Origin of the sequence: Pseudomonas sp. Sample_21 (assembly GCF_004307525.1) — a bacterium.
GTDB classification, from domain to species: Bacteria; Pseudomonadota; Gammaproteobacteria; order Pseudomonadales; family Pseudomonadaceae; genus Aquipseudomonas; species Aquipseudomonas atacamensis.
In genome coordinates, this window is sequence record NZ_RCNZ01000059.1 from 135,819 (window position 1) to 161,347 (window position 25,529).

Genomic DNA, 25,529 nt, shown 5'->3' on the forward strand with positions numbered 1-25,529 from the left:
CGCTAGGCTTTGGGCATGGCAGCAGTCAAAGGAGTGACAGTAAATGCACCACACCCTGGAACAGGTTTTTGGTTATCCACAGTTTCGCCCCGGTCAGGAGGCCGCTGTCAGCGCGGTGCTGGCGGGGCGCTCCGCGGCGGCAATCTTTCCCACCGGCTCCGGCAAATCGCTTTGCTATCAGCTACCGGCGCTTTTACTGCCACACCTGACATTGGTGGTTTCGCCGTTGCTGGCGTTGATGCAGGATCAATTGGCCTTCCTCAAGCGCCACGGCATTTCGGCGGGCAGTATCGATTCGGCGCAGAGCCGCGAGGATGCCAACGACGTCATGGCCCGTGCGCGTTCAGGGGAATTGAAGATTCTGATGATCTCCGTCGAACGCCTGAAAAATGAGCGCTTCCGCAATTTTCTGCAGCAGGTGCCGATCTCCTTGCTGGTAGTCGACGAGGCGCACTGCATTTCCGAATGGGGCCACAACTTTCGGCCGGACTACCTGAAACTGCCGGACTACCAACGTCAGTTCAACATCCCGCAGGCCTTGCTGCTCACCGCCACGGCGACACCAAAAGTCATAGCCGACATGCAGGCCAAATTCGCCATCGCCCCGGCAGATGTGGTGACCACCGGATTTTACCGGCCTAACCTCAACCTGCTGGTCGAGCCTGTACCCGGTCAGGACAAACGCCGGCGTCTGGTCGAATGGATGGCCGAGCGTCCTGGGCAGCCGAGCATTGTCTACGTGACGTTGCAGAAGACCCCCGAGCATATCGCCGAGCATCTTCAACGCAACGGAATCCAGGCCGAGGCATACCACGCGGGTTTGCCCCACGATCAGCGTGAAGACATTCAACGCCGCTTCATGGCCGGGCAGTCCAACTGCATTGTCGCCACCATTGCCTTCGGGATGGGCATCGACAAGAGCGACATCCGCAACGTGGTGCATTTCGATCTGCCCAAATCCATCGAAAACTACAGTCAGGAAATCGGCCGTGCCGGACGCGACGGACAACCCTCGGACTGCCTGGTATTGGCCAATCGCGACAGCCTCAATGTGCTGGAAAACTTCGTCTACGGTGATACGCCCGAACGCGACGGGATTCATTATGTGCTCGAAGAGCTCAAAGCCTCAGTGCCGGACGGACAATGGGAGTTTTTGCTCGGGCCATTGGCGGATCAGAGCAACATTCGCTCGTTGCCGTTGAAGACTTTGCTGGTGCAGCTGGAACTGCGGGGCCTGATCGCGCCGCGCTACGCTTATTACGCGGAATACCGCTTCAAATATCTGCTTGAGCCTGAAGCATTGCTCCAGCGCTTCGAAGGCGAGCGCAGGGATTTCGTTGCGGCGATCATCAGAACGTCCACGCGAGCACGCACCTGGGCCACAGTAGATTTCGAGGCGATGTATTCGCAGTATTCCGCCGAGCGCAATCGCGTAGTGACAGCGCTTGATTACTTCCAGGAAAAAGGCTGGGTCGAGCTTGAAAGCAAGCAAATGACCGAGGTTTACAGCCTGCTGCAAAGTGATTTTGCCAGCGACGCCCTGAGCGCTGAGCTGCACGAGTACTTCACTCGTCACGAAGAGACTGAAGTGGCGCGAATTCACGCCATGCTTGAGGTGTTCGCCACCGAACGCTGCCTGGGTTATCGCCTGGCCGAGTATTTCGGTGACCACAATGCCCCTGAACATTGCGGCCATTGTTCGGTATGTCACGGCCAGATCGCGCGGTTGCCGGAGCCGCCGCCATTGCCGCCGCTTGTGGATAAAAACTTCGCGCAGCTGTGTGGTGAATTTATCCACAGGCATGAGCAGCACACAGGCAGCCTTCCGACGGCCGAACGCCTGACACGGTTCCTGTGCGGAATCAGCGTGCCGTTGTTCACCAAACTCAAGGCGCGGGCGATACCGGGTTTTGCTGCGTTGGAAGAGTATCCCTACGCAGAGGTCCGCGAGTGGGCGGACAGTCACTTGCTCGATTAAGCAGAGAGTCTGTGGTCGCTGCATCCATCCGCTGAATGTCGATCATCACGCTAATAAACTTCAAAAAGCGTCGTGGCCTGACTAAGGTTGGAATCTGTCTTCGGGCAACTCACAAGAGAACAACATGAGCCAGACAAGCTTCGAGATTCAGCAGGCTGCCGTGATCGGCGCGGGCACCATGGGCCGTGGCATCGTCATGTGCCTGGCCAATGCCGGGGTGAACGTGCAATGGGTGGATAACAATCCACAGATGCTTGAGCAGGCGCTGACTACGGTCGCCGAAACTTATGCACACAACGTGCGCCAGGGCCGCATTGATCAGGCCGAGGCGGATGCGCGAATTGCTCGTATATCTGCGGCGGCGGATTACGCGGCGATTCGCAACGTCGATCTGATGATCGAAGCGGTGTACGAGAACCTCGAACTGAAGCAGAAGATTTTTCGCGAGCTGGATGGCCTGCTCAAGCCTGAGGCCCTGCTGGCGAGCAACACCTCGGCGCTGGACATCGACGCCATCGCAGCTGCGACCCGGCGCCCGGCACAGGTGCTGGGTCTGCACTTCTTCAGCCCGGCGCACATCATGAAACTGCTGGAAATCGTTCGCGGTGCGCAGACCTCGCCAGCGGCGCTGGAGGCCGCGCTGGCACTCGGCAAGCGCATGGGCAAGGTCAGCGTAGTGTCGGGCAACTGCCACGGTTTTATCGGCAACCGCATGCTGCATCCGTATGTACTCGAAGCGCGCAAGATGCTCCTCGAAGGTGCTTATCCACAGCAGGTGGATGCCTCGCTGCAAGGTTTCGGCTTCGCCATGGGGCCGTTTCGCATGTACGACGTGGTCGGCATCGATCTGGAATGGCGTGCTCGGCAGCTAGCTGGCAAGGGGCAGGATGCGCCCGAGGTTCAGGTGGATAACCGCCTGTGTGAGATGGGTCGGTTCGGGCAGAAGTCCGGCAACGGCTACTACCACTATGAGCCGGGCAGTCGCCAGGCCGAGCATGATCCCGAAGTGGATGCACTGGTGCTGCGGGTCAGCGAAGAGCTGGGTTTCCAGCGTCGCGACATCGGTCCTGAAGAAATCCTTGAGCGCTGTTTGCTGGCGCTGATCAACGAAGGCGCGAAGATTCTGCAGGAAGGCATTGCCGGCTCGGCCCATGACATCGATCTGGTGTACTTGAACGGCTATGGTTTTGCAGCGGATAAGGGTGGACCGATGGCCTGGGCGGATCAGCAAGGGCTGGCGGATATTCATCAGCGCTTGCTGGCACTGGAGACGCGCCAGGGCGATCAGTGGAAGCCGGCGCGGCTGATTGGCGAACTGGCGGCGCAGGGCAAGGGGTTTGCTCACGCATAGTGTTACGGCGAAAATCTATCCCCTCACCCCAGCCCTCTCCCCCAAGGGGAGAGGGGGAAAGGGAGCCGATCTTCGTGATTTTCGAATGTGAGCTCGACTCGACAGTTCAGGTCGGTGTATTTCGAGAGAACACATCGGTCAGTCCCCTCTACCTCTGGGAGAGGGCTAGGGTGAGGGCAAGCGCCCTCACTGAAAAACAAGAGAACCAGCACAACCATGTCCACCCCTCAGCGCATCGACTACCCCCACTTCCAGCCCATCACCACACGCTGGCACGACAACGACGCCTACGGTCACGTCAACAACGTTACCTACTACAGCTTCTTCGATACGGCGGTGAACACTTATCTGATTCAGGTCGGTGGCCTGGATATTCATGACGGCGAAGTGGTGGGATTCGTGGTCAGTTCCGCCTGCGATTACTTTGCCTCGATCGCTTTTCCCGATCTGATCGAGATCGGACTGCGGGTCGGCAAGCTGGGCAACAGTTCGGTGCAATACGAACTGGCTGTGTTCAAGGTTGGCGAAAGCGAGGCGTGTGCGGCGGGGCGGTTCGTGCATGTGTTCGTCGATCGGGCGAGCAATCAGCCGGTGCCGATTCCGGCAGGTTTGCGTGGGGCGCTGGAGCGGCTGGTGGTCTAGACGCGCAAAAAAAATCGCAGCTAAAAAGCTGCGATTTTTTGTTCAAGCCTTCGCCTTAGTGGTGGCGATAGTACTTGTGATGCTTGCGGTGGCCGTAGGCATGGCCGCGACCTGGATGACCACGGTCGCGGTAGTAGCGACCGTCATCATGGCGACGGTCGTAGCGACGATCATCATCGTCGCTCTTGTTGCCCATATAGTTACCCAGCGCGCCACCTGCACCGCCACCAGCGGCGGAGCCGATCAGGCTGCCGGTGGTGCCGCCGAGACTGCGGCCGACGACGTTACCGCCGGCTGCACCCAGTGCACCACCAATGGCTGCTTCGCCACGGCTGCGCTTGTCTGCGCCGACCGCACTACCACCCGCGCCGCCCAGGGCTGCGCCGATGGTGGAACCTGTATTGCCGCCTAACGATTGACCGACGACCGAGCCAAGAACCCCGCCCAATGCGCCGCCCACACCTGCTTCGGTGGTGCCTCCGGCAGAAGCGAAGCCACTGACCAGGCCAAGGGACAACAAGAGAATCGAGGAGAACTTCATAGAGGATGAGCCTCAAAGGGATGACGGCGCCGATCCTGAGGCTCTGCAATGGTCGTGACAATCAAAATCCGACGAATAACACGACTTGTATACAATAATGCAAGTTACTGTTTTTTCACCGGAACTTAACCGATTTTCGCCGGTCTTTAGCTACTTCGGACAGGCCGTTTTCATGCAGAAACGGCCTTTTTTGTGAGCGGTCGAAAATCTTTGCCACGGCAGATCTGTTGAAAGATCGATGGCTTTCGCGAGCAGGCTCGCTCCCACATTTGAAATGCATTCCAACTGTGGGAGCGAGCCTGCTCGCGAAGGGGCCGGATCTGGCTCCGCGGTTAAGCGGATTTAGCCATGATCAACCCAGTCTCACTCGCCGCTTCCAGCCGGATCGCAATGAACTTCGACGTCGGCGTGTGGCTGCCATCCCCCGTACTTTCCAGCGGCACCAGCGGATTGACCTCCGGATAGTACGCCGCCGCCTGCCCCGCAGGAATATCGAACGCCAACAATGTAAAACCTTTCACCCGGCGCTCGCGACCATCGTCCCAGATCGACACGATGTCGGCCTTCTGTCCCGGACGGAAGCCCAGGCGAATGATGTCGGCCTCGTTGGCGAACAGCACGTCACGCTGGCCCTTCACGCCACGGTAGCGGTCGTCGAGACCATAGATCGTCGTGTTGTACTGATCGTGGGAGCGCATCGATTGCAGGATCAGATCCGGCACCTGGCCGGTGGCGCGGGTGCGTTCGTGGACCAGATCTTTCGGCAACTGATTGGCGCGGAAGTTGGCGCGGCCTGACGGCGTGTTCCACTTGCGGGCGCCAGCCGAGTTGCCCAGATAGAAGCCGCCCGGGTTTTTGATCTTGTCGTTGAAGTCTTTGAAACTCGGGATGGTGTCGGCGATCAGTTCGCGAATGCGCCCGTAATCGGCTACCAGCCAGTTCCAGTCCACCGGTTGGCTACCCAACGTCGCGGCAGCGATGCCGGCGATGATCGACGGCTCCGAGCGCATCTGGTTCGACAGCGGCTGCAACTGGCCGTTGGACGCGTGGACCATGCTGAACGAGTCTTCCACGGTCACCGCTTGCGGGCCTTCGGTCTGGATGTCGATGTCGGTGCGGCCCAGGCACGGCAGGATCAACGCGTCTTTGCCGTGAGCGAGGTGGCTGCGGTTGAGCTTGGTGCTGATCTGCACGGTCAGGTCACAATTGCGCAGCGCTTCGAAGGTGCGCGAGCTGTCCGGCGTGGCCTGGGCAAAGTTGCCGCCCAAGCCGATGAACACCTTGGCGCGACCTTCGGCCATCGCATGAATCGCCTCGACCACGTTGTGGCCATTGTGGCGCGGCACCTTGAACTGGAAGCGACGCTCCAGCGAGTCGAGGAACGCCACCGGTGGACGCTCGTTGATGCCCATGGTGCGGTCGCCCTGCACGTTGCTGTGACCACGCACCGGGCACAGACCGGCGCCAGGTTTGCCGATATTGCCGCGCAGCAGCATCAGGTTGGCGATTTCCTGAATGGTCGGCACCGAATGACGATGCTGGGTGATGCCCATGGCCCAGCACATGATCACGTTCTTGCCTTTGGCGTACATGCGCGCGGCTTGCTCGATCTCGACCAGGGTCAGGCCGGACTGCTCGACGATCTGCTCCCATGAGGTGTCGTCGACAGTGGCGAGGTACTCCAGCACGTTGGCGCTGTGGGCATTGAGGAAGTCATGATCGAACACCGCTGGCTCACCAGCTTTCTGCGCATCGCGTTCCCATTGCAGGAGGAACTTGGCCATGCCGCGCAGCACCGCCATGTCGCCGCCGAGTGCCGGGCGGAAGTACGCGGTGTTGGTCGGCTTGTCGCCGTTGGTGAGCATTTCGATCGGGTGCTGTGGATGCTGGAAACGCTCCAGACCGCGCTCTTTCAGCGGATTGATGCACACCACCTGGGCGCCGCGTTTCACCGCTTCACGCAACGGTTCGAGCATGCGCGGATGGTTGGTGCCGGGGTTCTGGCCCCAGACGAAAATCGCGTCGGCGTGTTCGAAGTCGTCGAAGGTCACCGTGCCTTTGCCGACCCCGACACTCTGCGCCAACGCCACGCCGCTGGCCTCGTGGCACATGTTCGAGCAGTCAGGAAAATTGTTGGTGCCGTAAGCCCGCACGAACAGCTGATATAGGTACGCTGCTTCGTTGCTGGCGCGGCCCGAGGTGTAGAACTCGGCCTGATCCGGGCTTGGCAGATTGCGCAGGTGCTTGCCGATCAGGGCGAAGGCATCTTCCCAAGAGATCGGCTTGTAGCGATCGGACTCGGCGTCGTAGGCCATCGGCTCGGTCAGGCGGCCCTGATATTCCAGCCAGTAATCGCTCTGCTCCAGCAGGGAAGTGACGCTGTGCTTGGCGAAGAATTTGGCATCGACGCGACGCTTGGTCGCTTCCCAGTTCACCGCTTTGGCGCCGTTCTCGCAGAACTTGACCATGCCGCTTTCCGGCGAATCACCCCAGGCGCAACCCGGGCAGTCGAAGCCGCCATTCTGGTTGGTCTTGAGCATCATGCGCAGGTTTTTCAGGGCGTTGTCGCTGGTCAGCCACGCCTGGGCCACACTGATCAGGGCGCCCCAGCCGCCAGCGGCACCTTTGTAAGGCTTGTAGCGCGGGACAGGTTTCTGGTCGGCTTGATGATGTTGGCTCACGCTTGATTCTCCATCGCGGGGCTGTACACCCGCGGCGCACTTTTCTGCGGCAGGTGGATGAGATTGAGGTTATGGCGCCGGGCCCATTGCACGGCCAGGCCGGTGGGTGCCGACAGGCTGACCAGGGTCTGGATCCCGGCACGCAAGACTTTCTGGATCAATTCGAGGCTGCAACGGCTGGTGACAATCGCCAGGCCGCCTTCGGTAGAAATCTTCTGGCGGATCAACCCGCCGATCAGCTTGTCGAGGGCGTTATGGCGGCCGATGTCTTCCCGTCCGAGCAGCAATTCGCCGCTGGCATTCATGAACACCGCAGCATGCACCGCGCCGCAGTGCTGGCCGAGCGGCTGGAACGCGCCGATGCGCTGGCGCAAACCGTCGAGCCATTCGATCGGTGGCAAGGCTGCGCCCGGCAACACTTTGAGCTCAGGCAGCGCCTGTTCGACGGCTTCGACGCCGCACAGTCCGCAGCCGCTGGTGCCGGCCAACTGCCGACGCTGCTGTTTGAGGTTCCAGAACGCGCGGTTGGCAATGGTCACTTGCGCGTATTGCGCCGAGCCTGCGCCCGTCAGTTGCAGATCGTAGATATCGCTGGCGTCTTCGATGATGCCGCTGCCGAGGCTGAAACCGACGATGAAATCTTCAAGATCGGTCGGGGTCACCAGCATCACCGCCTGGCTGATGCCGTTGTAGGTGATCGCCAACGCGACTTCCTCGGCCAGCGCGGTGCTGGCCGATGCCTCAAAGGGTAGATCGCTGTAGCTGTAGGTCTGGCTGGCGGCAGGCGCGGGCGTTTCAATTGCTGGCGCCGCGCAGGCTGGGCGCTTGGCGTTCATGGCATCACCGACGGTTTGATCTAGGTCAAGACTAGGCGCGGCAAGTTGTCGCGTCTAATCGCTATTACCGATCTACCGATAGATGCCGTCGATCAAGCGTCTTTTGGCGATTTCTGATAAAGCGCGAAACAGGCTTCCGCCAGCGCTGAACGCGGCGCGCCACGGCGCATGATCAGGCCCAGCGGCGCGAGGGTGTGGGCATTTTCGATCGGTTGCAGACGCAGGTGATCAGCAAGGGTTTCCGCGCCGCCATCGAGCGGCATGATCGCGCAGCAAAAACCGCCGTGTACTGCTTGCAGCAGTTGATGCACGGCGTCGGTTTGCAACAGCGGTTGCGGGGTCAGGCCACGGCTGTGGAAGTTGTGGTCGATGGACTGGCGAAAGTGCATGCCGCTGGTGAGCATGCACAGAGGCAGTTCGATCAGCGATTCCCAGCTCAGGGGTTCTTCGCCGAAGTTGAACGAGCGCTCGTCATAGAGCAGGCCCATGCGCGTCTCGTTGAAGGCCAGCGAATCGAAGCGCTCGCTGTCCAGGCGCTCCAGATACGACACGCCAATGTCGATGCGGTTGTTCGCCAGGTGTTCGAGCACCTGCTCGGAGCTCAGCGACGACAGTTCGAAGCGCAAGTCCGGGTGCGCCGCGTGCAGTCGTTGCATCAGCGGCAAGGGATCGAAGCTCGACAGCGGCACCACGCCCAGGCGCAGCGTACCGATCAGATTTCCGCGACAGGCCGCCGCTTCAGCCTGCAAGCCGTCGTAAGCTGCCAGCACCGTACGCGCCCACGCCAGCACGCGTTCGCCCGGTGCGGTGAAGCCTTCGAAGCGCTGGCCGCGATTGACCAATGGCAGGTCGAGTTCTTCTTCGAGGCTGCGCAAGCGCATCGACAGGGTCGGCTGGGTGATGTGGCAGCGCGCGGCGGCCTGGCCGAAATGGCGGGTTTCGTCGAGGGCGATGAGGAATTTCAGCTGCTTGATGTCCATCTTCGCTCCGGGCGGTTGGCGGGGTGTGGCGATTCTACCGCCTGCGGCGTGGGAGCGTCATTGGTCGGACTGGAACCGGGTTTGGCCGGGGTGGTCTAGGCTTGGACGACTGACCCTTTATTACATGGAGTGAATGCGATGAGCCTGTTCAGTTTTTTGAAAGAAGCCGGTGAAAAGATTCTCGATGCACTGACGCCGGACAAGGCCGAGGCCAACAGCGCAGCGCTGACCAAGCACGTGCAGGAAGCGCTGACTGGTATCGATACGTCGAAGATCCAAGTCAAGGTTGAAGGCGAAAAGGTCATCGCCACGGGTGAAGCGGCGAGTCAGGAAGAGAAAGAAAAGATTCTCTTGGCCCTGGGTAACGTCGCCGGCGTGAGTGGCGTGGACGATCAGATCACCGTGACGGGTGGCGTTGCCGCCGCTGCAAAATTTGTCACGGTCGAGAAGGGCGATACGCTGAGTGCGATTTCCAAGCGCGTGTATGGCGACGCCAACCAGTACAACAAGATTTTCGAGGCCAACAAACCTCAGCTCAAACATCCAGACAAGATCTACCCGGGACAAGTACTGCGTATTCCTGAATAACATTCGAAAGCGCTTTCGCGAGCAGGCTCGCTCCCACATTTGAAACGTATTTCGGTGTGGGAGCGAGCCTGCTCGCGATGGCAGCAACGCGACGTCAAAGCCCTGCAATCAAATCCCGGTAATCCTCGACGGCGGCAAACTCCGCTGTGTCCTTCGGCCCTTTGCGGCTGTCCGGTTCTTTCACCGCCAGCAAGTGCGCCACGCCAAAATCCCGTGCACTGCGCAGGATCGGCAAGGTGTCATCGATAAACAGGCTGCGCGCCGGATCAAAACCGATGTCCGCCTGCAAGGCATCCCAGAATTGCGGGTTCTCCTTGGGATAACCATAGTCGTGCGAGCTGATCAGCCGCTCGAAGTATGGTGCGAGTTCGATCCGTTCCAGTTTCAACGACAGCGAATCGCGGTGCGCATTGGTGATCATGATCACCCGTTTGCCGGCGCGTTTGATTGCATCGAGGAAGGTATCGGCATCGGCGCGCAGGGCGATCAAGTGGGCGGTTTCCTGTTTCAGTTCACGCACCGACAATTTCAGTTCCGCACTCCAGAAATCCAGGCAGTACCACTGTAACTGGCCGGCGTGGCGCTCGAACAATGGCTGCAATTCCAGCTCGGCCATGGCCCGGCTGATGCCGTGCAGCTCGGCGTAGCGCTGGGGCAGGTGTTCGAGCCAGAAATGGTTGTCGAAGTGCAGATCCAGCAGCGTGCCGTCCATGTCGAGCAGAACGGTATCGATGTCGGACCACGGTAAAGAAGGCATGGCAACGTCTCGAACGGTGAAAGGATATCCGACGCAAACAATCGGGAAAGCCGCGTTATAGTAGCGCGTTCACGCCAAGGAGCTTTGCATGCGCCAGAAACCCACCGTACTCGCCCGCGAGATCGTCGCCACCAGTCGCCTGTTTCGCGTCGAAGAACTCAAGCTGCGATTTTCCAATGGCGTGGAGCGTACTTACGAGCGTCTGGTCGGCAAGGGCGCGGGTTATGGCGCGGTGATGATCGTCGCGATGCTTGATGCCGAACACGCAGTGTTAATCGAGGAATACTGCGGCGGCACCGACGAATACGAACTGTCTCTGCCCAAAGGCCTGATCGAGCCGGGCGAGGACGTGCTGGCGGCGGCCGAGCGGGAGCTCAAGGAAGAGGCCGGTTATGGCGCGCGTCAACTGGAGCATCTGACCGAGCTGTCGCTGTCGCCCGGTTACATGAGCCAGAAAATCCAAGTGGTGCTGGCCACCGACCTGTATGAAGAGCGGCTGGAAGGTGATGAGCCGGAGCCGATGCGGGTCGACAAGGTCAACCTGCGCGAACTGTCGGCACTGGCGCAGAATCCGCAATTTTCCGAGGGCCGCGCGTTGGCGGCGCTGTATTTGACCCGCGACCTGCTGAGCCAGCGCGGGGTGTTCAGCTATGAGTGAGACGTCGATGAATTTTCCCCATCCGCTGATGGCACCTGTGGTTGCGCTGGCTTTACAGGCTGGCGAGGCGATTCTGCCGTTCTGGCGTGCCGGCGTCGAAGTCACGGCCAAGTCCGATGATTCGCCGGTGACGGCTGCCGATCTGGCTGCGCATCACCTTATCGTTGCCGGGCTGACGGCGCTGGATCCGAGCATTCCGGTGCTCTCGGAAGAGGACGCCGACATCCCGCAAAGCGTGCGCACCGGTTGGCAGCGCTGGTGGCTGGTGGATCCGCTGGACGGCACCAAGGAGTTCATCAGCGGTAGCGAGGAATTCACTGTGAACATCGCGCTGATCGAAAATGGCCGGGTGGTATTTGGCGTGGTGACGATGCCGACCAACGGTCGTTTTTACGTCGGCGGTGCCGGATTTGGAGCCTGGCGTGGCGACGAGGGCGGTACGCCGACGGCGATTCAGGTGCGCGATGTGCCTGCGCCGGGCGAGGCGTTTACCGTGGTGGCCAGCCGCCGACATTCAAGTCCCGAGCAAGAGCGTTTGCTGGCCGGGTTGAGCGCCAGTCTTGGTGAGCTGCAACTGGCCAATATCGGCAGTTCCTTGAAGTTCTGTCTATTGGCCGAAGGTGCTGCTGATTGCTATCCGCGACTGGCGCCGACTTCGCAGTGGGACACGGCGGCAGCGCAGGGCGTGCTGGAAGGCGCGGGGGGCGAGGTGCTGGATCTGAGCGGCGAGGCGTTCAGTTATCCGCCGCGAGAATCGCTGTTGAACGAGTTCTTTCTGGCGCTGCCGGCGAAGGCTGCGTGGCGCGCGCGGTTGTTGGAGTTGGCCCGAGGCTAACTGCCTGATCCGCAATTCCCCTCACCCAGCCCGCTCCCCCAGGAGAGGGAGCCGACCGAGTTGTCTGGCGCTATGCATTGTCCTGGAGAATCGAGTCGATTGTGGATTCGGCGAAGCAGTTCAGGTCGACGTAAATGTGTAGCATCCCCGTATCGGTTCCCTCTCCCTCGGGAGAGGGCTAGGGTGAGGGGCTGTTGATCTTCAACGGTGCAAAACGTACTGCCCGGTAAATCTCACCGCCTCGTCCTCGCTTCCCGCATTCAGGATCCGCGTATCCAGCGTCAGCCGCGCCCGCCCATATCGCCGATACATCGCCACGAACCGTTTCCAGACTGCCGCATCCGGCGCCGGGCAGATCGCCACGGCGTCACCCGTTACCGGCAGCGGATAGCTGATCTGTCCTTCCTGAATGACGATATGTCCGTCGGTAATCCCTTCTTCCTGCAAACGTAGATGCAACCAGCCCCAGCCGGCCAGCACCGCGCCGCAGTAGAGGCTGCCGCCAAACATGGTGCTCTTGTGATTGACGTTGGGCGCAAGTGGCAGGTGCAGGCTCAATTGCTGCTCACGCCACTCAAGCACTTTGAGGCCCATCTCGGCGGTTAGTGGAATGTCGTGATGCAGCACCGTTTGCAGGTATTCGCTTTCGCTGCTCATTCGTTGTCTTCCCCGTGGCTGCTGTCGCCGAAATTCAGACCGTGTTTGCGCAGCTTGTCATGCAGGGTCTTGCGCGGAATACCCAAGGCTTCGGCGAGGCTGCGCACCGAGCTGTGCGAGCGCGCCAGCTCGGCGGCGATCAGCGACTTCTCGAAGTTTTCCACTTGCTCGCTGAGGCCGCCGCTGACCACTTCCACAGGCGTGCCGCCGCTGCCATCAACGCTGTTGTCCAGTGCCAGCTCAAGCCCAAGGGCGAAGCGTTCGGCGGCATTTTGCAGTTCACGCACATTGCCCGGCCAGGTGTGGCGCAGCAGCAGGGCGCGGTGTGCCGGTTGCAGCTCGTGGGGCGGCAAGCCGTGGCGGGCGCTGGCTTCATCGGCGTAGTGCTGGAACAGCACCAGTGCGTCTTCGCCCCTTTCGCGCAGCGGCGGGATGCGCAGCGGCGCGACGTTGAGGCGGTAATACAAGTCGGCGCGGAAGCGACCCTGATCCGCCGCCTGACGCAGGTCCTCCTTGGTCGCGGCGATGACGCGGATGTCCAGCGGGATCAACTGATTGCCGCCCAGGCGTTCGACGACGCGCTCCTGCAGCATGCGCAGCAGCTTCACTTGCACGTCCATGCTCATGCTTTCGATTTCGTCGAGAAACAGCGTGCCGCCGTTGGCGAATTCGAATTTGCCGATGCGGCGTTTCTGCGCGCCGGTGAAAGCACCGGGCTCGTGACCGAACAGCTCGCTTTCCACCACCGATTCCGCCAGCGCGCCGGCATTGATCGCCACGAACGGGCCGTTGCGACGGCTCGACAAATCGTGCAGCGCGCGGGCCACCACCTCTTTGCCGGCACCGGTTTCGCCGAGGATCAGCACGTCAGCCTTGGTCGCCGCCAGCGCACCGATCTGCTCACGCAGACGCAGCATCGGCGTCGAATGGCCGACCAGTCGTGCGCTCAATTCGTTGCGGTCGCTCAAGGCCAGACGCAGGCTGCGGTTGTCCAGCACCAGCCGCCGTAGCGCGAGGGCGCGACGGACGCTGTCGAGCAGCGCGTCGCTGGCAAAGGGTTTTTCCAGAAAATCGTAAGCGCCGGCGCGCATCGCCTGCACTGCCAGCGGTACGTCGCCATGGCCGGTGATCAGCAGCACCGGCAACTCGGGATCCTGTGCATGCAACTCGCTCAACAGTTCGAGGCCGTCCATGCCCGGCATGCGGATGTCGCTGACCACCACCCCCGGCCAGTCACGCTCAAGCTGTGCCGCCAGCCCTTTGGCTTCGGACAGCGGCAGGATTTTCAGGCCGGCCAGGTCCAGGGTCTGGCCGAGGGCCTGGCGCAAGTGCGGATCGTCGTCGATCAACACTACCTGGATGCGATTGTCGATGGTCATGCACTTCGATCCTCGGACGGTTGCAGGCTGACTCCGGGCGCGCCGGCGCGCAGGCGCAGGGTAATCAGGGCACCGCCTTGCTTGTGGTTGGCGAACGACAGCTCGCCACCAAAGGCGCGCATCAGCGTTTCACAAATCGCCAGCCCCAGGCCCAGACCCTGGGTGCGGGTCTTGGTGGTGTAAAAGGGCTCGCTGGCGCGGCCAAGGGCTTCCATGCAGAACCCGGGGCCGTTGTCGCGAATGTACAGATTGACGCCGTCGGCGGTGGCTTCGGCACTCAGCCACACCTTGCGCGGCGGGCCTTTTTCGGTGAGCGCATCGAGGGCGTTGGCCAGCAGATTGCCCAGCACCTGGCGCAGTCGGGTTTCGCCGGCCTCGACCCACAGCGTCGCGGCGGGCAGGTCGCGAATCAGTTCGACTTCCATGCTGCGGCGACGTTTGGCGAGTAATGCCAGCGCATCGTCCAGCGCCGGTTGCAGGGCGACGCTTTCCGGTGCGTGGCGATCGCGCCGAGCGAAGGCACGCAGATGGGCGATGATCGAGGCCATGCGCCCGGTCAGTTCGCTGATCAGCTTGAGGTTGCCGCGCGCGTCCTCGGTGCGCTGATGATCGAGCAGCACTTCGGCGTTTTCCGCATAGCTGCGAATCGCCGCCAGCGGTTGATTGAGTTCGTGACTGATGCTCGCCGACATGGTCCCCAGCGCCGACAATTTGCCCGCCTGGACCAGATCGTCCTGGGCGCGCACCAGCTCCTGCTGCGCCTGCTCACGCTCGAGCACTTCCTGCTTCAAACGCCGGTTGAGGCCCTCCAGATCGCTGGTACGTTCAGCCACCCGGCCTTCCAGTTCGCGGCGCGCTTTGGCCTCGAAGGCGATGCGCTCCAGATAATGCCGGCGACGTTGCATCATCAAACCCACCAGCAGCATCACCACCAACAGCGTGGCGCCGCCGATCGCAACTACCGTGCGCACCGGACGATCGATCAGCGTGCGCGGGGCGAGAATGCTCACGCTCCAGCCGGTTTCGGCGATGTCGTGGGTCTGCGTCAGCCAGGCGTCGGCGCTCAGGTTAAGCGGCCGGGGTTCACGGGTCGGGTAGGGCTGGATCGCAGTGATCGCGGCGCGCTCGGCATCGCTCAACTCGCGAGTGGAGCGGAAACGCCATTCCGGGCGCGACGTCAGGATGACCACGCCGTTATGGTCGGTCACCAGCAGTTGTTCCGGGGTTTTTCCCCACAGGCTTTCGGTGTGATCGAGGTCGACCTTGATCACCAGTACGCCGATGATTTTTTCGCCGTTGCGCACAGCAGCGGCGAAGAAGTAGCCGCGTTTGGCCGAAGTGGTGCCGAGGCCGAAGAAGCGTCCGAGGCGGCCGGCCATGGCTTCGCTGAAATACGGGCGGAAGGCGAAGTTGCGGCCGACGAAGCTGTCGCGTTTGTCCCAGTTCGACGCCGCCAGCGTCTGGCCGGACGTGTCCATCAGGTACATGACTTCAGCGCCGGTCTGCGCAGCGATGTTATTCAGCAGGCGATTGGCGTTGCCTTGGGTCACGCCGTCGTCCGGCGCACCGAGCACCGCGCGCAGGGCCGGCAAGTCGCCGAGAATCTGCGGCAACACTTCATAGCGATGCAGGGTGCCGAGCAGATTGGCGACGTAAAGATCAAGGGTCTGGCGATTCTGCCCGGCGAGTTCGCTGCGGTAATAGCGTTCGGCGAGGTGTTCCAGCGGCCACAGTAGCGGCGCCAGGCACATGGCCAACAGTGCGAGGCTGCGCCAGCGAGGTCTGCGGGGGAGCGGTGGTTTCATGTGCCGGATACGCCTGTAGGGACAGGCGCATTATGCCCGGCCTCAGGCGAAGACGTCAGCGTCCTTGAGCAGCGCAGCCGCCTGGTCCTTGGCCGACAGCTTCGGCGCTTCGTCCAGTTGCCAGTCGATGCCCAGCGCCGGGTCATCCCAGCGAATGCTGCGCTCGGAGGACGGGTCGTAATAGTTGGTGGTCTTGTAGAGGAACTCGGCGAACTCGCTCAGCACCACGAAACCGTGAGCGAAACCTTCCGGTACCCATAGCTGACGATGGTTTTCCGCCGACAGGCGCACCGCCACCGATTTGCCGAAATGCGGCGAGCTGCGACGGATGTCCACCGCCACATCGAGCACTTCACCCGCGGTCACGCGAACCAGTTTGCCCTGGGTGTTCTGCAACTGGTAATGCAGACCACGCAGCACGCCTTTTTGCGAGCGCGAATGGTTGTCCTGCACAAACTGCGTTTCCAGACCGGTAGCGTCCTGAAACGCCTTGGCATTGAAACTCTCGTAGAAAAAACCGCGCTCGTCGCCGAACACCTTGGGTTCGATGATCAGAACACCGGGCAGATCGGTGGTGATGACATTCATGAGGATTTCCATAGACAGGTTTGAATGGGCGACATTCTTGCGCAAAGCGCTGCGGGGCGCGAATGCGGACTACGCCGGAGCGTCAATCGACCTCGCCAAAATACCAGTGTTCCTCTTCATAAGTCTGCCCATCCCAGCCTTCAACCTCGTAGCGCAAACCTCGTTCGCGCATGCCCTGTGGCAACACAAGACCCCATTCTTGAGCCAGGCTTTTGCCGGTTTCGACATATTCGCTGTCGGAGGCAGGGATGTGACCGCGGTGGTATTCCAGATCCGTATAGATACAGATTTCGCTGGAAAACATGCCGGGAACACAAATGGCTGCGACCACCCTGCAGTCAAGCGCATGCTCAGGACGAGCCAGGCGTAGATGCTGCGCCGCGTCGATCAAGTTCTGGGCACATTGCCTTTTCAGATCGGTTGTTGCCTGTTTTCCTTCGACCATCGCCATGTGAATCGGAATTTTCCAGTTCCAGTATTTATCTTCGAGAGTGAGGTCGGCTGGAAAGTATCCCTCGAAATCGGCGGCCCAAGCAGCCAATGCACGTAAGCGGCGAGGGATGTTGCGAACCTTTTTGTCGGTAAGGGCGAGGCGACGATGGGACATGACTTGGGCTTGCATCCGTGCTGTGAATTCGGGGCGCAGATTGCACAGCGCGGCGCTGAAACACAATCTGAAAGTCTTGTAGGAAAGTTTGCCTGGGAGGCTTTCGCGATGATCTTGCCGTTTTCCTTTCACCGGCCAGCGTCTTGAGGGGTTGCGTAACCGCCAAGGCAATGGCGATATAAGCGCCTAATAAAATTTCAGGGGTCGTTTCATGCCGCTCGCCACGTTGATTCATCGCGCCAGTTTGCCCGGTTCGCAGGTTTCAGAGGCGCAGGCGCTGCAATGGCTGGCCGAATATTACGGGTTCAGCGGCACGTTGCAGGCGCTGGGCAGCCAGCAGGATCTGAATTATCGCGTCGACAGCGCGCGTGGACGCTTTGTGCTGAAAGTCTGTCGTGGCGACTACGCTCTTGTGGAGCTGCAAGCCCAGCACGCCGGGCTCAAATACTTGGCCGAGCATTCGGCGATCAAGGTGCCGCGCGTCATTGCAGCCAATAACGGTGCCGATCTGTTGTCGTTGCAAGCCAGTGGCGAAACGGTGCATGTGCGCTTGCTGGAGTACATCGACGGCCAACCATTGACCGATTTCGATCATCTTGGCAAAGATGTGGTCGCCGGGTTTGGCCGACTCTGTGGCGAGATGGATCTGGCCCTGGCAGGCTTCGATCACCCGGGCCTTGAACGCACCTTGCAGTGGGACGCGCGTCACGCCAGCGCGTTGATCAATCATCTGTTGCCGGTGATCACCGACGCGCAGCAGCGTGCGGCGATCAGCGCTGTCGCCGAGCAGGCCGAACGCCGTTTGCAGCCGTTGCTGGACAAGCTGCCGGTGCAGGCGATTCACATGGACATCACCGATGACAACGTCGTCTGGGCGCGCGATGCCCGGCGGCATTGGCAGTTGCAGGGTGTGATCGATTTCGGTGATCTGGTGCGCACCTGGCGCATCACTGATTTGTCCGTGACCTGTGCGGCTTTGCTGCATCACGCCGATGGCGATCCGTTGGTCATCCTGCCGGCCGTCAAGGCTTATCACGCGGTCAATCCGTTGCAGTACGCTGAGCTGCAAGCGCTGTGGCCATTGATCGTGGCGCGGGCGGCGGTGCTGGTGCTCAGTGGCGAGCAACAGGTGAGCATCGACCCCACCAATACCTATAGCCGCGACAATCTCATTCACGAGTGGGAAATCTTTCGCGTCGCGACATCGGTGCCACAGGCGCTGATGGAAGCGGCGATTCTCAGCGCCGTGGACGAGACCGTGCCGAAGGTCGAAAACCCGGAATTTGCACCGTTGTTGCCAGGGCTGGTCGGGCGCGAATTCGCGCTGATCGATCTGGGCGTGTTGAGCCCGCACTTCGAGGCGGGCAATTGGGAGCAGCCGGGCATTGATCAGCGCTTGCTGACAGAAGCCGCAGCGGTGCACGGGCTGGCGGCGACGCGTTATGGCCAGTACCGCTTGTCACGTACTCGGCCAGACAGCGCGACTGAGCCGGACACGTTCGCGTTGCATGTCGAATTGCGTGTGCCGACCGGAACCGAAGTTCAAGCACCGTTCGCCGGCGTGCTGAAGCAAGCGGCAAACGGTGCGCTGCAACTCGATGGCCCACAGTTCAGCGTTCGCCTGTGGGGCGTGACGCCTGTTCTTGAACATGGGGTGGCAGTGGATAGAGGCCAGAAACTCGGTGAAGTCACTGGGCCGCTGATTGTGCAGTTGTGCCGAGAAGCAGAGCTCGACGCGCCGCTGTTCTGCACGCCGTCCCGTGCATCGGCGTGGCAGGCGTTGTGCCCGTCACCGGCGATGCTGCTCGGGCTGGCCTGCGACGCCGAGCCTGAGCTGGACGCGAAAACCCTGATCGAACGCCGCGATGCCAGTTTCGCCCGCACGCAAAAACACTATTACGTTGACCCACCGCGCATTGAACGCGGCTGGCGCAATCACCTGATTGATATGCAGGGCCGCTCGTATCTGGACATGCTCAATAACGTCGCCGTGCTCGGCCACGGTCACCCTCGGATGGCGGCGGTCGCGGCGCGGCAGTGGTCGTTGCTCAATACCAATTCGCGCTTCAACTACGCGGCGGTCGCCGAATTTTCCGAGCGCTTGCTGAAGCTGGCGCCGGAGGGCATGGATCGCGTGTTCCTGGTCAACAGCGGCAGTGAGGCCAATGACCTGGCGATTCGTCTGGCCTGGGCCTACAGCGGCGGGCGCGACATGATCAGCGTGCTCGAGGCGTATCACGGCTGGACGATCGGCGCCGATGCGGTATCGACGTCGATTGCCGACAACCCGAAGGCCCTGGAAAGTCGCCCGGACTGGGTGCACCCAGTGCCAGCGCCGAACACGTATCGCGGCGAATTCCGTGGCGCCGATTCGGCGCCGGATTACGTGCGCAGCGTCGAGCATCATCTGCAAAAACTGGCCGAGCAAAAGCGGCAACTGGCCGGTTTCATCTGCGAGCCGGTCTACGGTAATGCCGGGGGTATTTCTTTACCGCCGGGTTATTTGCCGCAGGTGTATGAAAAAGTCCGCGCGCAGGGTGGAGTATGCATCGCTGACGAAGTGCAGGTCGGTTACGGGCGCATGGGTCATTTTTTCTGGGGCTTCGAAGAGCAGGGCGTGGTGCCGGACATCATCACCATGGCCAAGGGCATGGGTAACGGTCAGCCACTTGGCGCGGTGATCACTCGCCGGGAAATCGCCGAGGCGCTGGAGGCTGAGGGCTATTTCTTCTCGTCGGCGGGCGGCAGTCCGGTCAGTTGCCAGATCGGCATGGCGGTGCTCGATGTGATGGAGGAAGAAAAGCTCTGGGAAAACGCTCAGGTCGTCGGCGGCCACTTCAAGGCGCGCCTGGAAGCGTTGATCGATAAACATCCGCTGGTCGGCGCGGTGCACGGCTCCGGGTTTTATCTCGGGCTGGAACTGATCCGCAATCGGCAGACGCTGGAGCCGGCGACCGCCGAAACTGCGTTCCTGTGTGATCGCTTGCGTGAGCTGGGGATCTTCATGCAGCCGACCGGCGACGATTTGAACATTCTCAAGATCAAGCCACCGATGGTGACGTCGCGCCAGAGCGTGGATTTCTTTGTCGATATGCTGGATCGGGTGTTGAGCGAAGGACTGTAAGCAAGGCACATCCCCTGTGGGAGCGAGCCTGCTCGCGAAAGCTGCTTATCAGTCGCCACATGCGGTGACTGACACAGCGCATTCGCGAGCAGGCTCGCTCCCACATTTGTTTTCGCTCTTAAGTCCGATTTGTATCGATTTAATTGGCGTTCGAAAAGAGAGATTCCTTCTTTGCAGCTTCTAAAGCCGATATTTATCGGTTATAAAGTCGCCATTGCTCCGGCATGGTGATCTCTTGTCCGGTGCGCGCGTTTTCTTTTCGGTTGAATTCTTCGACCGTCAAAGCACTAGCCCGGAGATGATTCATGAGCCGTATCGTTACCGTCGCCGCCACGCAGATGGCCTGTTCGTGGGACCTGGAAGCCAACCTCGAAACCGCTGAAAGACTGGTCCGTGAAGCCGCCGGCAAAGGCGCGCAGATCATCCTCATCCAGGAACTGTTCGAGGCACCGTACTTCTGCCAGAAGCCCAATCCGGATTACCTGCAACTGGCAACGACGGTTGAAGAAAACGTGGCCATCAAGCATTTCCAGAAAATCGCCAAAGAGCTGCAAGTAGTGCTGCCGGTCAGCTTCTACGAACTGGCCGGGCGTGCACGCTTCAACAGCATCGCGATCATCGACGCCGACGGCAGCAACCTCGGGATTTATCGTAAAAGCCACATCCCCGACGGCCCGGGCTATCACGAAAAGTATTACTTCAACCCGGGCGACACCGGCTTCAAGGTATGGAACACCCGATACGCAAAAATCGGCGTGGGCATCTGCTGGGACCAGTGGTTCCCGGAAGCGGCGCGCAGCATGGCCTTGCAAGGCGCGGAAATTCTCTTTTATCCAACCGCGATCGGCAGCGAGCCGCACGACAAGACCATCTCTTCACGCGATCACTGGCAGCGGGTGCAGCAGGGCCATGCCGGCGCCAACCTGATGCCGCTGATTGCCAGCAACCGCATCGGCAATGAAGAGCAGGACGGCTACGACATCACCTTCTACGGCTCGTCGTTCATCGCCAACCAGTTCGGCGAAAAAGTGCAGGAGCTGAATAAAACCGAAGAAGGTATTCTTGTGCACACGTTCAACCTCGACGAGCTGGAACATATTCGCAGCGCGTGGGGTTCATTCCGCGACCGCCGGCCGAATCTGTACGGCGCGTTGAAAACCCTCGACGGTTCCCTGGAGTCCTGATGACCACATTGAAAAGTACCCCACGCGCCGATGGCTTCTACATGCCGGCCGAGTGGGCGCCACAAACCCAGACCTGGATGATCTGGCCCGAGCGCCCGGACAACTGGCGTCTGGGTGGCAAACCGGCGCAGGCCGCGCACGCCACAGTGGCCAAAGCCATCGCCCGCTTCGAGCCGGTGACCGTTGCCGTCTCCGCCGGCCAATACGAAAACGCCCGCGCGCGCCTCGATGTGCCGAATATCCGCGTGGTGGAAATGTCCAGCGACGACGCCTGGGTTCGCGACAGCGGCCCGACCTTCGTGATCAATAACCATGGCGAAGTGCGCGGTGTGAACTGGGATTTCAACGCCTGGGGTGGTTTCGATGGCGGCCTGTATGCACCGTGGAACCGTGATTCGCAGGTCGGCGGCAAGATCCTCGAGATCGAGCGCAGCCCGCGTTACCGCACCGAAGGTTTCGTGCTCGAAGGCGGTTCGATCCATGTCGATGGCGAAGGCACGCTGATCACCACCGAAGAATGCCTGCTCAACCGCAATCGCAACCCGCACCTGAGCCGCGAAGAAATCGAAGCCGTACTCAGCGACAACCTGTCTGTGGACAAGATCATCTGGTTGCCGGATGGCTTGTTCAACGATGAAACCGACGGCCATGTGGATAACTTCTGCTGCTACGTGCGTCCGGGCGAAGTGCTGCTGGCGTGGACCGATGATCCGCAGGATCCGAACTACCCGCGCTGCCAGGCCGCAATGAAAGTGCTGCAAAGTAGCACCGACGCCAAGGGCCGCCCGTTCACGGTGCACAAAATGCCGATTCCGGGGCCGCTCTATGCGACCGAAGAAGAGTGCGCCGGCGTCGATGCGGTGGACGGTTCGCAGGAGCGCAATCCTTCCGTGCGTCTGGCCGGTTCCTACGTGAACTTTCTGATCGTCAACGGTGGCATCATCGCGCCGAGCTTCGACGACCCGAAGGACGCCCCGGCCAGGGAAATCCTGCAGACGCTGTTTCCGCAGCACGAAGTCGTGATGGTGCCGGGCCGCGAACTGTTACTGGGTGGCGGCAATATTCACTGCCTTACCCAACAGCAGCCAGCGCCGCACAAAGAGTGAGTTGAGTCGTAACAGCTTGAGTTGATTCACAAATCAGCCAGGCAATGATTAGCTCGCTCAGCATCAAAGCAAGCCCGCGGCCCGTCAGGACCGCGGGCTTGTTTGTATCCGCCGGTCGACATTCGGGTCGCCTTGGCATAGCTCTTGTATTGCTCCTGATGCACTAGGGAGGGAGGGGAACTTCAACAGTTCTGTCACAAACCTTGGATAACGTAGCCGCTCACGAACGGGGAGAGAGCGCTGAAATGAACGCCGAAGTGAACGTAATCAGCGAGCGGACTGTGCATCCCATGGCCGTCAACGGCGAATCGCTCCAGCTTGTCGCGCACTGGTTGAAGTCCAATGGAACGCGTCAGATCAGACAACCTGATCCGCGCCGGATGATGATCGAGCGCTACCCCGCTGGCCTGTTCAGCGAGGCCGAGCTGGAAGCCTTGTGGGATGTGATGGAAGGATAAGAACAATAGGGATTGGTAAAAGCGCTGCCGGGATGGCGGCGCTTTTTTTGCCTGATTTTTATCCACAGGTATTCAAAGGTGGGAGCGAGCCTGCTCGCGAAGGCGTCAGCCCTGCCAATGACTTTGTTGACTGATCCAGCGCTTCGCGAGCAGGCTCGCTCCCACAGTTCAAACTCCCTGTTTAATCCGTTTTTTCTGCAACCGCCCAGCAAAAAAATTACGTTTCTTAGACGTTTTTCGCCTATTTAAAGACGATTCTTGAAATTGACACACAGTTCAGGGCGCGGCTACGATTCGGCCCAACGCCTGTGGCTAACCGCCATGACTCAAAATAAGGAGCAGGCCCGCCATGACGTTAACGTCGGCGGGCTTTTTTGTTTCGGGGTGAATACAAGAGTGCAGAAAGCGCCGTTTCAGCCGTTCGACACAGCGCGTTTCAACCCGTAATAAGGAAAACAAAATGTTGAACAAGCGAATCAGTCTGATCGCACTGGGGATGTTGAGTGCTACACAGGCCATGGCTAACGACCAGGCCGAATCCAAGGGTTTCGTTGAAGACAGCAGCCTGAAAGTACTGTTGCGCAACGCCTACATCAATCGTGATTACAAAGACGGTAACAAGGACAAGGCCGAATGGGGCCAAGCGGCCATCGGTACGTTCTCGTCGGGCTTCACTCAAGGCACCGTCGGTGTCGGCGTGGACGCTTTCGGTCTGTACGCATTGCGCCTGGACGGCGGCAAGGGCCGTAGCGGCGCCGGCGGCATCGACTTCTTCAAACAGGAAAATGACGGTCGTGCGAACCACGACATCGCCAAGGGCGGTGCTGCGGTCAAGTTTCGCGTTTCCAACACCGTGTTGACCTACGGCGACCAGATGCCGGCCCTGCCGGTGCTGAGCTACGACAACGTGCGTCTGCTGCCGGAAAGCTATACCGGCACGTTGATCACTTCCCGTGAAATCCAAGGCCTGGAATTGAACGCCGGCCGATTCACCGCCGAGTCGCGCAAGAGCGATGAAGGCCGTGACAGCGGCGGTCTGAAGTCGATCAACGTGTTGGGCGGCAGCTATCAGTTCACCGAACACTTCAAAGGCGCGCTGTATGCGTCCGACGTGGAAGACGTCTTGAAGAAACAGTACGTGAATGCCAACTATGTGATTCCGTTCAACAAGGATCAGTCCCTGACCCTGGATTTCAACGGCTATCGCACCAAGCTGGACAGCTCGTACGTACGCGAAAACACCGTGCCGGGCGAAAGCATCGTCACCGGTCGCGACAACAAGATCTGGAGCCTTGCAGCCACCTTCGCCACCGGCCCGCACTCGTTCACCGTGGCGCATCAGCGTTCCACTGGCGACAGCAACTTGGGCTACGCCTATGGCGGCTATCAGAAAGACCAGGGTCGTGTCGGCGACGGTGGTAACTCCATCTACCTGGCCAACTCCTACTGGTCTGACTTCAACGCCGAAGACGAACGCAGCTGGCAGCTGGGTTATGGCTTGGACTTTGGTTCGTTCGGCGTTCCGGGTCTGAGCTACAACTTCGCTTACGTGCGCGGCGACAACATCACCACGTCCACCAGCGAAGGCGGCACCGAGCGCGAGATCTTCAACCAGTTCAAGTACGTCGTGCAAAGTGGCCCGGCCAAAGACCTGAGCGTGAAGTTGCGCAGTTCGATCCTGCGCGTGTCGCAGAAATCCAGCGAGTACAACGTCAGCGGTAACGAACTGCGTGTATTCGTGGACTATCCGATCAACATCTTCTGATGATTGATCCGCTGTAAGAAAAATGAGAAAACCCCGATTCGTTCGGGGTTTTTTTTCGCCGGTTTTTCAGCGAAAACCGCAAATAACCGGTGTTCTTGTCATGTAAAAGTCGTTTTTCAAGCGCTGCAGATTCCGTTTCAAGCAGTGCTTCAAATGCCTGAAATTCTTTCTCATGGACGCAAATTCTCCACCCAATAGATTAGGGCGTTCAACGCAGCGGAGAATTTGGTAATGATCGTTTTGAACAGAGAAGTGGGCGAATCGCTACGGCGCGACAAGTTTGTCAACGTCCAGGGTGGTGACTTCAATCTCTACGGTCATTTTGCCGACTTCGTCAGACTGACCAAAAGTTGGGAAAACATGGAGCCTGACAGCTACTACGGTCAGGCCGAAGCCGGCATGCGTTATCGTCGTTACAGCGACTTTGAATACAATCCGAAAACCCGTGAGCTCAAGCAACTTGAGCATCGCGCTTACGTGCAATCGAAAGAGAACAACGCTTACGTCGGCGGCGTGGTGCGGCACTTTCAGGACTTTTCCGAGGAAGTGATCTCTTCGCCGGTGATGCGCAGCCTGATCGACACCGATTTTGAAGTGTACAAAAGTGTCCTGCCGGAAGAGTTGCACGATGAAATCTGGCAGTGCCAGATCCATCAGATCCGCATCGAGATCAAACCCGGCAAACAGCTGGAAATCACCCCTGAAGGCATTCATTGCGACGGCTATCCGTTCAGCGGCGTGCACTTCTGGGGGCGCAATAATGTCGAGGGCGCTGAGAGTCGTTTGTATGACATTCATCAGCAGCAACTGGCGGCGACCACCTACGAGGAAATTCTCGATACCACCTATTTCCTTGATCGCGACATGCGCCATTACGTGACCCCGGCGCGCAACACCCACACCCATGCCATGGCGTACCGGCAGATTCTGGCGATTTCCTTCTCGCGGCCCGGGACCGCTTTCGACATTGTTCGCTAATCAGATCACCCCAATCGACGGCGTCGAGTGC

General features: G+C 60.1%; 22 protein-coding genes. 12 read left to right on the plus strand and 10 right to left on the minus strand.

Annotated elements, in window-relative coordinates; genetic code table 11:
* Positions 1-43: 43 nt before the first annotated feature.
* From D8U71_RS08730 to D8U71_RS08740, 3 genes are all read left to right on the plus strand, one after another.
* Entirely contained in the window at positions 44-1,978 is a 1,935-nt protein-coding gene (locus tag D8U71_RS08730) for an ATP-dependent DNA helicase RecQ (RefSeq protein WP_130887611.1), read from the plus strand.
* Between the two features lie 124 nt (positions 1,979-2,102).
* Positions 2,103-3,329 carry a 3-hydroxyacyl-CoA dehydrogenase gene (locus tag D8U71_RS08735; RefSeq protein WP_130887612.1) on the plus strand — a complete coding sequence of 409 codons (1,227 nt, stop codon included), beginning with the start codon at positions 2,103-2,105 and terminating at the stop codon, positions 3,327-3,329.
* Positions 3,330-3,545: 216 nt separating this feature from the next.
* Positions 3,546-3,971 carry a thioesterase family protein gene (locus D8U71_RS08740; RefSeq protein ID WP_016772173.1) on the plus strand — a complete coding sequence of 142 codons (426 nt, stop codon included), beginning with the start codon at positions 3,546-3,548 and terminating at the stop codon, positions 3,969-3,971.
* 55 nt (positions 3,972-4,026) lie between these two features.
* Here D8U71_RS08740 and D8U71_RS08745 read toward each other — a convergent pair whose 3' ends face one another.
* The 4 genes from D8U71_RS08745 to D8U71_RS08760 form a co-directional block, all read right to left on the minus strand.
* On the minus strand, positions 4,027-4,512 hold the full coding sequence (locus D8U71_RS08745; RefSeq protein WP_125925818.1) for a glycine zipper domain-containing protein: 486 nt from the start codon (positions 4,510-4,512) through the stop codon (positions 4,027-4,029).
* 332 nt (positions 4,513-4,844) lie between these two features.
* The gene (locus D8U71_RS08750) at positions 4,845-7,193 is read right to left on the minus strand and encodes an FdhF/YdeP family oxidoreductase (RefSeq protein WP_024011188.1); all 2,349 of its coding nucleotides are present in this window, start codon (positions 7,191-7,193) and stop codon (positions 4,845-4,847) included.
* The gene (gene fdhD / locus D8U71_RS08755) at positions 7,190-8,029 is read right to left on the minus strand and encodes a formate dehydrogenase accessory sulfurtransferase FdhD (protein WP_130887613.1); all 840 of its coding nucleotides are present in this window, start codon (positions 8,027-8,029) and stop codon (positions 7,190-7,192) included. The genes D8U71_RS08750 and fdhD overlap by 4 nt, the downstream gene beginning before the upstream one ends.
* 92 nt (positions 8,030-8,121) lie before the next feature.
* Positions 8,122-9,009: a LysR family transcriptional regulator gene (locus D8U71_RS08760; RefSeq protein WP_016772169.1), complete on the minus strand. Its 888-nt coding sequence runs from the start codon at positions 9,007-9,009 to the stop codon at positions 8,122-8,124.
* Between the two features lie 138 nt (positions 9,010-9,147).
* Between D8U71_RS08760 and lysM the strand changes: the two genes are divergently transcribed.
* Positions 9,148-9,597, plus strand: a complete 450-nt coding sequence (gene lysM, locus D8U71_RS08765; protein ID WP_016772168.1) for a peptidoglycan-binding protein LysM — start codon at positions 9,148-9,150, stop codon at positions 9,595-9,597.
* Between the two features lie 94 nt (positions 9,598-9,691).
* On the opposite strand, the gene yrfG is transcribed toward lysM, so the two are convergent.
* Positions 9,692-10,354 (minus strand): GMP/IMP nucleotidase, encoded by a 663-nt coding sequence (gene yrfG, locus D8U71_RS08770; protein WP_071174081.1) that lies wholly within the window; start codon positions 10,352-10,354, stop codon positions 9,692-9,694.
* Between the two features lie 88 nt (positions 10,355-10,442).
* Between yrfG and nudE the strand changes: the two genes are divergently transcribed.
* Positions 10,443-11,012, plus strand: a complete 570-nt coding sequence (gene nudE / locus D8U71_RS08775; RefSeq protein WP_016772166.1) for an ADP compounds hydrolase NudE — start codon at positions 10,443-10,445, stop codon at positions 11,010-11,012.
* A gap of 7 nt (positions 11,013-11,019) precedes the next feature.
* The gene (gene cysQ / locus D8U71_RS08780; RefSeq protein WP_125925887.1) at positions 11,020-11,847 is read left to right on the plus strand and encodes a 3'(2'),5'-bisphosphate nucleotidase CysQ; all 828 of its coding nucleotides are present in this window, start codon (positions 11,020-11,022) and stop codon (positions 11,845-11,847) included.
* A 201-nt stretch (positions 11,848-12,048) separates the two neighbouring features.
* Here cysQ and D8U71_RS08785 read toward each other — a convergent pair whose 3' ends face one another.
* From D8U71_RS08785 to D8U71_RS08805, 5 genes are all read right to left on the minus strand, one after another.
* On the minus strand, positions 12,049-12,504 hold the full coding sequence (locus D8U71_RS08785; protein ID WP_130887614.1) for a YiiD C-terminal domain-containing protein: 456 nt from the start codon (positions 12,502-12,504) through the stop codon (positions 12,049-12,051).
* A complete protein-coding gene (locus tag D8U71_RS08790; RefSeq protein ID WP_130887615.1) occupies positions 12,501-13,883 on the minus strand; it encodes a sigma-54 dependent transcriptional regulator in 1,383 nt (460 codons plus the stop codon). Before D8U71_RS08790 ends, D8U71_RS08785 begins: the two co-directional genes overlap by 4 nt.
* Complete coding sequence (locus tag D8U71_RS08795) at positions 13,880-15,688, minus strand: ATP-binding protein (protein WP_130887616.1); 1,809 nt, start codon at positions 15,686-15,688, stop codon at positions 13,880-13,882. The genes D8U71_RS08790 and D8U71_RS08795 overlap by 4 nt, the downstream gene beginning before the upstream one ends.
* 42 nt (positions 15,689-15,730) lie before the next feature.
* A complete protein-coding gene (gene rfbC / locus D8U71_RS08800; RefSeq protein WP_016772161.1) occupies positions 15,731-16,276 on the minus strand; it encodes a dTDP-4-dehydrorhamnose 3,5-epimerase in 546 nt (181 codons plus the stop codon).
* A gap of 82 nt (positions 16,277-16,358) precedes the next feature.
* Positions 16,359-17,015 carry a DUF3916 domain-containing protein gene (locus D8U71_RS08805; RefSeq protein WP_241664215.1) on the minus strand — a complete coding sequence of 219 codons (657 nt, stop codon included), beginning with the start codon at positions 17,013-17,015 and terminating at the stop codon, positions 16,359-16,361.
* A gap of 79 nt (positions 17,016-17,094) precedes the next feature.
* Here D8U71_RS08805 and D8U71_RS08810 point away from each other — a divergent pair, with 79 nt between their 5' ends.
* The 6 genes from D8U71_RS08810 (at position 17,095) to D8U71_RS08835 (ending at position 25,498) form a co-directional block, all read left to right on the plus strand.
* A complete protein-coding gene (locus D8U71_RS08810) occupies positions 17,095-20,007 on the plus strand; it encodes an aminotransferase (RefSeq protein WP_130887617.1) in 2,913 nt (970 codons plus the stop codon).
* 305 nt (positions 20,008-20,312) lie between these two features.
* Positions 20,313-21,191 carry an N-carbamoylputrescine amidase gene (gene aguB / locus D8U71_RS08815; protein ID WP_130887618.1) on the plus strand — a complete coding sequence of 293 codons (879 nt, stop codon included), beginning with the start codon at positions 20,313-20,315 and terminating at the stop codon, positions 21,189-21,191.
* Complete coding sequence (aguA, locus tag D8U71_RS08820) at positions 21,191-22,297, plus strand: agmatine deiminase (protein WP_130887619.1); 1,107 nt, start codon at positions 21,191-21,193, stop codon at positions 22,295-22,297. The genes aguB and aguA overlap by 1 nt, the downstream gene beginning before the upstream one ends.
* A gap of 245 nt (positions 22,298-22,542) precedes the next feature.
* Positions 22,543-22,755, plus strand: coding sequence for a hypothetical protein (locus D8U71_RS08825; protein WP_016772156.1), 213 nt, complete (start codon positions 22,543-22,545; stop codon positions 22,753-22,755).
* A 460-nt stretch (positions 22,756-23,215) separates the two neighbouring features.
* Positions 23,216-24,520 (plus strand): OprD family porin, encoded by a 1,305-nt coding sequence (locus tag D8U71_RS08830; protein ID WP_056787155.1) that lies wholly within the window; start codon positions 23,216-23,218, stop codon positions 24,518-24,520.
* A gap of 231 nt (positions 24,521-24,751) precedes the next feature.
* Positions 24,752-25,498: a 2OG-Fe dioxygenase family protein gene (locus D8U71_RS08835; protein WP_016772154.1), complete on the plus strand. Its 747-nt coding sequence runs from the start codon at positions 24,752-24,754 to the stop codon at positions 25,496-25,498.
* Positions 25,499-25,529: the final 31 nt, after the last annotated feature.